This window comes from Rothia sp. HMSC062H08 (assembly GCF_001810775.1).
In the GTDB taxonomy this organism is placed as follows: Bacteria; Actinomycetota; Actinomycetes; order Actinomycetales; family Micrococcaceae; genus Rothia.
In genome coordinates this window covers 78,911-90,165 of the sequence record NZ_KV802667.1, presented here as the reverse complement: position 1 = coordinate 90,165, position 11,255 = coordinate 78,911, and the positions used below count along the sequence as shown (strand labels likewise).

General features: G+C 59.4%; 10 protein-coding genes. 7 read left to right on the top strand and 3 right to left on the bottom strand.

Annotated elements, in window-relative coordinates; all coding sequences use genetic code 11:
• Nucleotides 1-1,051, top strand: a 1,051-nt coding sequence (gene sucB / locus HMPREF2765_RS04985; protein ID WP_070604503.1) for a 2-oxoglutarate dehydrogenase, E2 component, dihydrolipoamide succinyltransferase, incomplete at its 5' end; no start/stop codon positions are given.
• 192 nt (nt 1,052-1,243) lie between these two features.
• On the opposite strand, the gene HMPREF2765_RS04980 is transcribed toward sucB, so the two are convergent.
• Nucleotides 1,244-2,923, bottom strand: coding sequence for a peptidase (locus HMPREF2765_RS04980; RefSeq protein ID WP_070604501.1), 1,680 nt, complete (start codon nt 2,921-2,923; stop codon nt 1,244-1,246).
• A 139-nt stretch (nt 2,924-3,062) separates the two neighbouring features.
• Between HMPREF2765_RS04980 and lipB the strand changes: the two genes are divergently transcribed.
• The 5 genes from lipB to budA all read left to right on the top strand — a co-directional run bounded on the left by lipB (nt 3,063) and on the right by budA (nt 9,103).
• A complete protein-coding gene (lipB, locus tag HMPREF2765_RS04975; protein WP_256387920.1) occupies nt 3,063-3,821 on the top strand; it encodes a lipoyl(octanoyl) transferase LipB in 759 nt (252 codons plus the stop codon).
• Between the two features lie 164 nt (nt 3,822-3,985).
• Nucleotides 3,986-4,993 (top strand): lipoyl synthase, encoded by a 1,008-nt coding sequence (gene lipA / locus HMPREF2765_RS04970; RefSeq protein ID WP_049347251.1) that lies wholly within the window; start codon nt 3,986-3,988, stop codon nt 4,991-4,993.
• Nucleotides 4,994-5,202: 209 nt separating this feature from the next.
• Complete coding sequence (locus HMPREF2765_RS04965; protein WP_005505470.1) at nt 5,203-5,919, top strand: DUF4191 domain-containing protein; 717 nt, start codon at nt 5,203-5,205, stop codon at nt 5,917-5,919.
• A 349-nt stretch (nt 5,920-6,268) separates the two neighbouring features.
• Nucleotides 6,269-7,693 (top strand): type I glutamate--ammonia ligase, encoded by a 1,425-nt coding sequence (glnA, locus tag HMPREF2765_RS04960; protein ID WP_060824576.1) that lies wholly within the window; start codon nt 6,269-6,271, stop codon nt 7,691-7,693.
• A 660-nt stretch (nt 7,694-8,353) separates the two neighbouring features.
• Complete coding sequence (gene budA, locus HMPREF2765_RS04955; protein ID WP_049337825.1) at nt 8,354-9,103, top strand: acetolactate decarboxylase; 750 nt, start codon at nt 8,354-8,356, stop codon at nt 9,101-9,103.
• A gap of 126 nt (nt 9,104-9,229) precedes the next feature.
• On the opposite strand, the gene HMPREF2765_RS04950 is transcribed toward budA, so the two are convergent.
• Both HMPREF2765_RS04950 and HMPREF2765_RS04945 read right to left on the bottom strand, forming a co-directional pair.
• Nucleotides 9,230-9,658 carry an HIT family protein gene (locus HMPREF2765_RS04950; RefSeq protein WP_070604498.1) on the bottom strand — a complete coding sequence of 143 codons (429 nt, stop codon included), beginning with the start codon at nt 9,656-9,658 and terminating at the stop codon, nt 9,230-9,232.
• Between the two features lie 53 nt (nt 9,659-9,711).
• Nucleotides 9,712-10,389 (bottom strand): MBL fold metallo-hydrolase, encoded by a 678-nt coding sequence (locus HMPREF2765_RS04945; protein WP_049349528.1) that lies wholly within the window; start codon nt 10,387-10,389, stop codon nt 9,712-9,714.
• Nucleotides 10,390-10,546: 157 nt separating this feature from the next.
• Between HMPREF2765_RS04945 and HMPREF2765_RS04940 the strand changes: the two genes are divergently transcribed.
• Nucleotides 10,547-11,011, top strand: coding sequence for a Fur family transcriptional regulator (locus HMPREF2765_RS04940; protein ID WP_005505454.1), 465 nt, complete (start codon nt 10,547-10,549; stop codon nt 11,009-11,011).
• Nucleotides 11,012-11,255: the final 244 nt, after the last annotated feature.

Sequence of the window (11,255 nt, the reverse complement as noted above, 5' to 3'; positions counted from 1 at the left end):
TCCCGCTCCGGTTGCTGAGGCTCCCGCAGCTCCTGCAGCACCCGCTGCTGCTCCGGCTGCTCCTGCAGCTCCCGCTGCACCTGCCGCTCCGGCAGCTGCTGAGGGCGAAGCATACGTGACCCCGCTGGTCCGTAAGCTCGCTAAGGACAACGGCATCGACCTGTCCACCGTCAAGGGCACCGGTGTTGGTGGCCGCATCCGCAAGCAGGATGTTCAGGCTGCTATCGCTGCTAAGGGTTCCGCTGCTCCCGCCGCTGCTGCTCCCGCTGCAGCTGCTGCTCCGGCTGCTGGTTCCGCAAAGGCACCGCACACCTTCGAGGTTTCCCCCAAGCGTGGCACCGTCGAGAAGACCGCACGTATCCGCCAGGTTATTGCAAAGCGTATGCGTGAGTCCCTGGACATCTCCACCCAGCTGACCCAGGTCACCGAGGTTGACGTGACCCGCATCGTTCAGCTGCGTGCAAAGGCTAAGGACGGCTTCGCTGCTCGTGAGGGCGCTAAGCTGACCTTCCTGCCCTTCTTCGTCCAGGCATCCGCTGAGGCTCTGCAGCAGCACCCCGCTCTGAACGCTTCCATGACCGAAGACTACAAGCAGATCACTTACCACGGCTCCGAGAACATCGCTATTGCTGTGGACACCCCCAAGGGTCTGCTGGTTCCCGTCATCAAGAACGCTTCTGACCTGGGCATTGCTGGCCTGGCAAAGGCTATTGGCGACCTGGGTGGCCGTGCACGTACCGGCGACATCTCCCCCGAGGAGCTGTCGGGTTCGACCTTCACCATCACCAACATTGGTTCCTTCGGTGCACTGTTCGACACCCCGATCATCAACCAGCCGAACGTTGCAATCCTCGGTACCGGTTCCATCGTGAAGCGCCCCATGGTTGTTAAGGATGTTGACGGTAACGACGTTATCGCTATCCGCTCCATGTGCTACCTGTCCCTCACCTACGATCACCGCGTGGTCGACGGTGCGGACGCTGGTCGCTTCCTGCACACCCTCAAGACCCGCCTGGAGGAGGCAAACTTCGAGTCTGAGCTGGGCCTCTAAGACCTGCATAGATTCAAGGAAGTTTCCTTGTGGCGGTACCCTGATGGGTAACCGAGCGTAGCTCTCCGGGTTTTCCCGGACAGTGAGCAAAAAGGCGGCGGCTCCATCCACTTCGGTGGGTGGGGCCGCCGCCTTTTGTTGTATCCGCGTTTCTACGGTGTCAGTTAGGCGGTGTCAGCTGCACGGTGTCAGCTATGCCGGTACGGGTTCGGCGCGGGCGATCCCCCAGCCTTTCTCACCTCGATGCAGGTCGAAGATGACTTTCTGGCGGGTGACGCCGTTTTCTTCGCTGAGTTTACGGGCTTCCTGCTCGGTTTTGTCGGCGCGGTAGCCAGGCGCGGAGACTACCGCCATAACGCGAATGTTCTCACTGTCGCGGCTGAGTTCTTCGGCGGTGTCGACGGTGAGCTCTGCGCCACCTCGGGCACGGCGTTCTTGGTTTCGCTGGTCAATCAGGGCACGTAGAATCTGATCGCCCTGAGCGCTTTTATCCTGCGCGACTGTATCCTGTGCGCTCTTATCCTGTGCTTCCGTGCCGCCGAGCTCCTGCTCCCCCGCAGCGTTCGCGGCTTGCGCGGATACGGGCTGCGCCGTTGCCGGGGCATTCTGCCCGTAGAGGGTGAACCCGAGCGGTAGGGCGATGGACCCCAGAGCCAGCGCGGCTACGCCCAGACGTACGGAGGGACGGCTCAGCGCACCGCGTAACGCCGTCAGGCGGGATGTGCCCGTCGATTCTGTGCCCACCGCATCTGCGTTCTTTGGGGCTGGGTTTGCGGAGCTCGCCACAGGGCTCAACGGCATAGAGCCTGCGGCAGCTGCCGGCTTCTTCACGCGAGGCAAACGTTCCGCTAGGTACCGTTGCGCCTTCTGCGTCTTTGAGAGCTTCTGTACCGGCGCGGGCTCCACAGCTGCGGGAATGAGGGCGCGGGCTCGTTCTGAACAGCTCAGGTAGACGTTGAGCGGGCGAGGCGGCACCTCCTCCGCCAGGGCGACCACGGAGCTGAGCCCTGCGAGCGCCGCCTCCTGGGCGGGTGCGTCCAGCAGGTATTCAAGGGCTCTGCCGAGGCGCTCAATCCACTCGCTACTGGGCGCCCCATCGGTTGCGGTGCCGACCGCTCCCATGCGCTGTGAATCCATGCGCAGTGAGAGGGGTACGCGGGCGGCGGAGAGCTCCGGCGCGTGCCCGCAGGCGGCTTGCCAGAGCAGGGCTGCTGCGGAGCGTGCGTAGTTGCCCCGAGCGGCGGTGAGCTGTTCTCCGTCTTGAGGGGCCGCTTCACGGTAGACGGCGTCAGGTAGCAGGAGTTTGGGCACTCCGGCGGCACTCAGAGCGATGTATTCGGCGCTTAGTTCGGCGCGCCCCTCCCCCACCTTTTTAAGGCTGCCGAGCGCCCGGTGCAGGGTGCGTACCAGGGTCATGAGCTCGGCGGGTGTCAGGGTGCGAGCGCGCAGGAGCTTGTCGAGGGTGCCCGCGTCGAGGGGCTCATACCAGAGGCACAGCTGATCGGCGCTCTCACTAGTAACGGCGTGGAGCTTGGCGAGTCCGGGCGCGTTACGCAGGGCGGCGGCTACCTGCGGGGTCTGGACGTGCCTCTGGGCGGATGCATCAGTGTTTTCCTCGAATCCGTACCCGTTGGCTGCCGCGCGCAGAGTGGGCGCGGCAGGAGCCAGCTGGGCGGAGGGAACTGGCGGAGCAGGCTGAGAAATGGTGCGCAGGGTGTAGCGTCCGGGGTGCGCGGAGGGTACGGAACGTACGGCAGGTGCGCTCTCGGTGGGTGCGCTTGCGGTGGTTTCGCCCCGGTACTCGACAATCTGCAGGGTGGGTAGAGCCGGGTTGGCGATGCTTTCCAGAACGTGTGCTTCTTTGCTTCTCATACCATCATGTTATCAAATTACATCAAATAATATCTTTAAGTACACTAAAATAGTTAAAATACCCCAAAGAACCCCAAAGGTTAATTCAGGTATTTATCTGCTTATTCGCCCTTCCTCCCATTGAGCATACCCTCACGTAATATTCCGACGTGTTCGCTCATCACGTGATTCAGGGCGCCCTAATTTTCTTCCCTCCACCAGCAGTACTAAGGTAGAAAGTATGTCTGTGACGATTGAACGCGTGGGCTTCGCCCCGAACTATGTGAACTATGTTGAGTGCCTGGACGAGCAGTACCGCATCCACGATGAGGTGGCTAACCGCACCCGCCAGAATACGATTCTTCTGCTTGAGCACGAGGCAGTGATTACTGCCGGTAAACGCACCGAAGACCACGAGTACCCCGCAGACAAGTCCACCCCCGTCGTCAAGATTGACCGCGGCGGCAAGCTGACCTGGCACGGCCCCGGCCAGCTGACCGGCTACCCGATTCTGCTCCTGCCCGAGCCCATTGACGTGGTGGCGTATGTGCGCATTATCGAGGAAATCATCATTAACGTCCTTGCCGGTCTGGGCATTAAGGGTGAGCGCGTTGAGGGCCGTAGCGGCGTGTGGATTCTGGGCAACGGCATCACCCAGGACAAGAAGATCGCGGCACTGGGCATGCGCGTTTCCCGTAACACCACCATGCACGGCTTTGCGATTAACTGCTGCAACGACACCGCACCCTTCCAGCAGTTCATTCCCTGCGGCATTAGCGATGCGGGTGTTACCACTATTTCGGAGCAGCTGGGCCGCACCGTCACCCCCGCCGATATTTTGGAGCCGCTGGAGGCGGAGCTTCTGAAGTACCAGGACCGCCTGGCGGAGTCTTTCGAGCCCATTGCGGCGCAGGACTAAACGCAGGGTTAGACGCAGTCAAGAAGCATCGAACGGGCCGTACACGTAACGCGTCCGGCTTTGTTCGTCATATACGAAAATCAGTTTCACCTACGCCTGAGCGGGCGTAAAATAGAAGATGGCCCACCTGCACAGAGGGCACATCTAGACCAAGGAGAAGACTTTTGAGCACCGCACCTGAAGGACGCAAGCTACTGCGTGTGGAGGCCCGCAACGCTGAGGTTCCCATTGAGAAGAAGCCTCACTGGATTAAGACCAAGGCTATTGTTGGCCCCGAATACAACGAGATGCGCGAGCTGGCTCGCGGTCAGGGCCTGCACACCGTGTGTGAAGAGGCAGGCTGCCCCAATATTTACGAATGCTGGGAAGACCGTGAGGCAACCTACCTGATTGGTGGTTCCGAGTGCACCCGCCGTTGCGACTTCTGCAATATTGCGACCGGTAAGCCCGTTGCTGTTGACTACGCTGAGCCGTTCAAGGTTGCTAAGAACGTGAAGGTCATGGGTCTGCGTTACGCAACCGTGACCGGTGTTGCTCGTGACGATCTGGAAGACGGCGGTGCGTGGCTGTACGCAGAGACCACCCGCCAGATTCACAAGATGTGCCCGAACACCGGCGTTGAGATGCTCGTCCCCGACTTCAAGGGTGTTCCCGAGCATGTTCAGAAGGTGATTGACGCTAAGCCTGAGGTTTTCGCGCACAACCTGGAGACCGTCCCCCGTATCTTCCGTCAGATTCGCCCGGCGTTCCGTTACGAGCGTTCCCTGGATGTTATTACCCAGGCTAAGGAAGGTGGCATGGTCACCAAGTCCAACCTGATTCTGGGTATGGGCGAGACCGACGAGGAGATTTACGAGGCGCTGTGCGATCTGCACGATGCTGGTTGTGACATCATTACCCTCACCCAGTACCTGCGCCCCGGCCCGCTCTTCCACCCGATTGAGCGTTGGGTGAAGCCGCAGCAGTTCGTGGATTTTGCGAACATGGCTGAGGAGATTGGTTTCGCTGGCGTTATGGCGGGCCCGATGGTTCGTTCTTCGTACCGTGCAGGTCGCCTGTGGGCTCGTGCAATGCGTAAGAACGGCTACCCGATCCCTGAGAACCTTGCCCACATTGAGGGTGAGGGTGCAGCCCTGCAGGAAGCCTCCTCCCTGGTGGCTGCGGGCTACTAAGCCTTTTCAGAATCTTTCTGAGAGCGTTGAGGCTCCTCGAACCCGGTGTTCGTCCGGTGTTCGGGGAGCCTCCCCTTATGCCCCGCCCCTTGTGCGGGTAGGGTAAACTAGAAAAATTGCAGGCATACACTGCATCGTTACGTCACTATGGTTCCGTGAGCGTTTGAGGCGCTTCTCGGGGCCGCGGAAGAACCAGCCGAGGAAGAATCGTGGCAGATAAGCGCGAAGAGAAGAAAAAGAAGAAGGAACGCACTCCGGGCACTTTCGCCCAGATGAAGCAGGTCTACCAGATGACCAAGAAGTCCGACCCGAATATCGGTTGGATTCTGAGTCTGTCGGCTCTGGGTACCCTTTTGGTTTTCCTCCTCATCGGTATTGCCCTGGGTAACTGGATTACTTTCCTGATTCTGGGTCTGGGCGTTGCCGCTATTGTGGCGATGCTTCTGCTGGGTCGCCGCGCGCAGACTGCGGCTTTTGCTCAGATTGAGAACCAGCCCGGTCGTAGTGGTGCAGCGATGAACTCGGTGCGCCGCGGTTGGATTGTTGAGGAGCAGCCCGTTGCTGCGAACCGCAACCAGGATCTGGTGTTCCGTGCGCTGGGCCGTCCCGGTATTGTGCTGGTGACCGAGGGCCCTCACAGCCGCGTGAACTCGCTGGTGAACACTGAGAAGAAGCACCTGGCTCGTGTGGCTCCCGGTGTGCCGGTTCATGTGATTGAGACCGGTCACGATGAGGGTCAGGTTGAGCTCAAGGACGTTGTGAAGACTATGAACAAGCTTCCGAAGGCTCTGACTCAGCAGGAGATGCAGGTTGTTTCTGGTCGCCTGAGCACTCTGAACACTATGCGTAACCCGATGAATGGTCTGCCGAAGGGTGTTGACCCGATGCGTGCACGCCCCGACCGTCGTGCGATGCGCGGCCGCTAAGCGAGACGCTGATATGAGGTTTTGAAGGCTCCGGCTCTTCCCGTGTGGGGAGGGTCGGGGCCTTTTGTTACGCCCGGTTATTGCGCTGTTGCTGGCATTGATATTGGCTTTGCTACTGGCTCTACTGAGGGCGTTAGCATCTCTACTGTGTTTCGTGAGGCAACGTAGATGTAACTCCTTTCCAGGATTTGTAACATTACCGAAACACGATAGTCACGCACGCGCAAAAAATAACCACTATGCTTGATATGTCACAGGGTTTTGCCCGCGGCCAAAAACTAAACCAAAGACTGAATGTGATGAGGGAAAGCACCCTCCTGCACCGTCAGTCGAACAAGGAGCAGTCCTCATGTTTACCAGCCCCCAGGAAGTTCTCGACTTTATCAAGAACGAAGAAGTAGTCTTCGTTGATATCCGATTCACCGACATGCCCGGCGTGCAGCAGCACTTCAACCTGCCCGCTAAGGCGATTGATGACGATTTCTTCGTCAACGGCCAGCTTTTTGACGGCTCCTCCATTCGCGGCTTCCAGGGCATTGCAGAGTCCGACATGCAGCTGATTCCCGACGTTCAGTCCGCGTACGTTGACCCCTTCCGCATTGAGAAGACCCTGGTCATCATCTGCTCCATCGTGAACCCCCGCACCGGCGAGCCCTACCACCGTGACCCCCGCGGCGTCGCTGAGCGTGCCGAGGCGTACCTGCAGTCCACCGGCATTGCAGACACCGCGTTCTTCGCATCCGAGGCTGAATTCTTCGTCTTCGAGGACGTCCGCTACCAGGTCGAGCCGAACTCCGTATTCTTCAAGATCGACTCCGATGAGGCTCCCTGGAACACCGGCCGCAAGGAAGAGGGCGGCAACCTGGGCAACAAGACCCCCGTCAAGGGCGGCTACTTCCCCGTCTCCCCCGTCGACAAGCAGGCTGACCTGCGTGACGCAATGTGCGTAGCAATGGACGAGGTCGGCCTTGAGGTTGAGCGTAGCCACCACGAGGTGGGCGCAGCCGGCCAGGCAGAAATCAACTACAAGTTCGACACCCTCACCAAGGCTGCTGACGACCTGCTGAAGTTCAAGTACGTCATCAAGGGCACCGCAGACGCATGGGGCAAGTCCGTGACCTTCATGCCCAAGCCCGTGTTCGGTGACAACGGCTCCGGTATGCACTGCCACCAGTCGCTGTGGCAGGACGGCGAGCCCCTCTTCTACGACGAGCGCGGCTACGCTAACCTCTCTGACACCGCACGCTGGTACATTGGCGGTCTGATTGAGCACTCCTCCGCTGTTCTGGCGTTCACCAACCCGACCGTGAACTCTTACAAGCGTCTGGTTCCCGGCTACGAGGCTCCCATCAACATGGTGTACTCGCAGGGTAACCGTTCCGCCGGTATCCGCATCCCGATTACCGGCACCAACCCGAAGGCTAAGCGTCTGGAGTTCCGTGCACCGGACCCCTCCGCTAACCCCTACTTCGCGTTTGCTGCTCAGCTGATGGCTGGTCTGGACGGTATCCGTAACCGCATTGAGCCGCCGGCACCGATCGATAAGGACCTGTACGAGCTGCCCGCTGAAGAGGCTAAGGACATCAAGAAGGCTCCGGCTAACCTGGAAGAGGCGCTGGCTGCTCTGGAGGCTGACCACGACTTCCTGCTCGAGGGCGGCGTCTTCACCGAGGACCTGATTCAGGCGTGGATTGACTACAAGCGTAAGAACGAGCTGGAGCCGCTCTCGCTGGTTCCGCACCCGCTTGAGTACCAGCTGTACTACGGCGTCTAATTCCAGACTTCTAGATTTGAGCTCTGAGCCCTGCCCCGCATAGGGCTACGTTTCGAATAGTATGCAATGGCCTATATGTTCCCTTGGGGAGCATATAGGCCATTGTTGTGTGTTCTGAGGGGTTTCTGCGGAGTGCAGGCTGGCCGTACTATTTTGGTGACGGTTCGTGTCTAATATTTTTCTGCCGTGATAAGCTTCGTGTGTCTTAGTTGCGCTTAGAGTTGCGCTTAGAGCGGCTCTAAGGGCTAAGCTCTTCGTGCTGGCGTTCCCTCCCTTTTCGTCGTGCAACCGGAGGGAACGCCAGTCTATTTTTATGCCCTCGCGTCACTTGCGGTATATCAGCCCCGCTAAGTCAGCCGCGCTTGGGTAATTCACGCCTGGGGAATTCACACCTAGATGATCCGCGCCTGGGTAATCCGTGCAAGGGCCACATCATAAGATGCCGTACCCGCTAGTCCCGGGGTTCTTCCTGCACGGGCGTACAATGAAAGTGCGTGCGCCCGGCCCGCGTCACCTACGAATTCCTCGAGAAACGACACCATACGCCGTGTTCTCAGCGCCGCCCTCCCGAAGCACTCTCACGTATCCCTGGGCGAGCATCGCCGATGACCGACCGATTCGTCTGACGCCGCGTATCAACTGTCAACGAGGAGAAATACCATGGCATACCAGCCGACCATCCTAAACGGTGAAACTGTTTTCCGTAACGAAGTTTTTCAGACCGGCCTCATGTCCCAGCTGCTGGACGGTATCTACGATGGTGAGATGACCATCGGTGAGCTCCTGAGCCACGGCAACTTCGGTGTGGGTACCTTCAACGGCCTCGACGGCGAAATGGTCGTCCTCGACGGCGTCTGCTACCAGGTACGTCACGACGGCTCCGTCTCCCTGCCCGATCTGCGCCAGCAGACCCCCTACGCCGTGGTCACCAACTTCGTGCCCATGATTAAGCGCGAACTACCGCAGAACCTGCTCCGTAAGTCTGCCTCGCAGATTCTGGATGACTTCACCGTCTCCAAAAACTACATGTACGCCATCAAGATTTACGGCGAGTTCGAATGGGTCCGCACCCGCACCGTCATCAAGCAGGAGAAGCCCTACCCGAAGATGGTTGCGGCCACCGAGAATGAGGACATTGTCCAGTTCGATAACGTGACCGGCACGATTGTTGGCTTCCGCACCCCGATCTACGAGCAGGGTATCTCGGTGCCCGGCTGCCACGCCCACTTTATCGACGATGAGCGCGTTCAGGGCGGCCACGTGGTCGACTTCAAGCTGCGCTCCGCAAAGGTCGAGATTTGCCCCGGTACCGGCCTGCAGCTGCACCTGCCGCTAACCCCCGAGTTCTCCTCCGCTAACCTCTCCCCCGAGGACCTGGCTGAACAGATCTCCAAGGCCGAAAAGCACTAGCCTTCTTTCCCACCGGGATATAGCAACGGGCTATATTAACGAAGGAGCCGCCCTCTACTGTTCTGTAGAGGGCGGCTCCTTCGTGTTTATACGCGCTGTCGTGTTTATACGCGCTGTAAAGGGCGCTTACGCCTCCGGCACGAACTCGCCGTGGCCGCGCTTGCGCAGGGCTGCGCGCACCTTCTCAGCGGCCGCATCCAGCTCTTCGGCGGTGGCGTCCTTCTTGGCGTTGGCGGGGTCGTACTCAGCCATGCTATCAACCGGGAACAGGTGGATGTGGGTGTGCGGCACGTCGAAGCCGGCAATCATGAGCGCGACTCGGTCCTTATCGAAGGCGTCGTCCAGGGCGCCGGAAATCTTGTGTGCCACGGAGAACAGGTGCGCGGCCAGGTCTTCGGGCAGGTCGGGCCAGCGGTCAATCTCGGCGCGGGGAACGAGTAGCAGGTGACCTTCCGACAGGGGCATGATGTCCATGAACGCCACGCACTGATCGTCCTTCCAGACGAATCGGCCGGGAATCTCGCCGTCAATAATCTTGGTAAAAATTGTGCTCACAATACTCTCCTTCATGCGCCGTCATCGGCGCGTTTGAAGCTCAACGGTCAGGCTTACGCCTCAACCTCAATACTCTCACCGGGGTTCAGGTGCTTCAGCTCAGTGCCGTACTTCGCACCGAAGTTCGTCACCAGGCCTTCAATAATGCCGGTGCCATTCTGATTAATCATGCCGTTGTGAATCGGAACCACACGCTGCGCGCCGGTCGCAATCACAAAATCAATGACCTCCTGAACCTTCGACCAGGGGGCGTGAATCGGCACCAGGACGGTATTTGCACGCACGCGGTGAGGAACCACCAGCGAGTCACCCGGGTGGTACACGGCACCGTTAATCAGGTAACCAACGTTAGCGATGGTCTGAATCAGCGGGTGAATCAGGGCGTGCTGACCGCCGTAGGTCTTCACCTCAAAACCGGGGATGCTGAACTCAGAATCAGAGGAAACAACGGTAACCTCGGCAGCAGGCACAGCCTCCTTGATGACCTGGGCTACAGCCTCGGGAGCCCAAATCTTCAACGGGTTCTGCGACTCGGCGCGCTGAGCAATCAGCGGCAGCACCGACGGGCCATCAAAATGGTCCGGATGCGCGTGAGTCACGAACAGGTAATCGGCGCCTTCCAGCGCGGTGGCGTGTTCGCCTTCTGCGGCAAAGTTGCCGGGGTCAAGAACGAGGGTGCGCCCCTCATTCTCAAGGCGGATACATGAGTGGGTGTACTTCGTCATCTTCATAGTTTTAGTCTACCGCGAACCTCCGCACCTACCCCGAGGCGGCTTCAACTTTTGAGATAAAGCGCAAATCAACCACCTTTTGAACGCCTCTGGTGTAAAGTCGTAAGACAAGATCAACCACACAATGAGGCGAATTTCCGTCCCGAAAGGTTCAGCAATGGACACTCATATTCCCGTACGGAGAATTACGAAGCCCGCCGAAGCCCGAAATACCCGCCAGCGTCGCATCATCAAGGCGACCATGGAAGAGCTCGGCGATTTCATCTCAGCACAGGATCTGCACCTGACCCTCGCGAACCGCAAGGAACAGGTCTCTCTCGCAACCACCTACCGCGTGCTGCAGTCGCTGGCTAACGCCGGTGAGCTCGACTCGGTCAAGGGCGTTGAGGGTGAGACCCTGTACCGCCACTGCCGGGTGAAAGATCACCACCACCACCTGCTCTGCCGCCGATGCGGCACCGCCATTGAGCTAGAAGCACCCGCCCTCGAGGACTGGGCACTGGCTATGGGTAAGCAGCACGGCTTCTCGGAGCTGGAGCACGTGGTTGAAGTGACCGGTTACTGCCCGGACTGCACTTTGGCACGTCGCGAGGAAGAATCGCAGGGCGGCGCTGCACGCTAACGTTGCAGGCTAAGCCGCAACCTCTAAGCCCCTCATTCTGAGGAGCTCTCCCCCACCGGGGAAAACCTTCTCAACGAAGGATACGGCGCCTTCAAAGATTTTCGACGCCGCTACAGCACGACACACAGGGCATCAGGACAAGGCAACACAACGCCACACAGGTTGAGCCCGCATTGCGCACCGGGTACATGACCCGTAGCGCTAACACAGCACGACAACGAAAGAGCCCCACCTCATTCCCGAG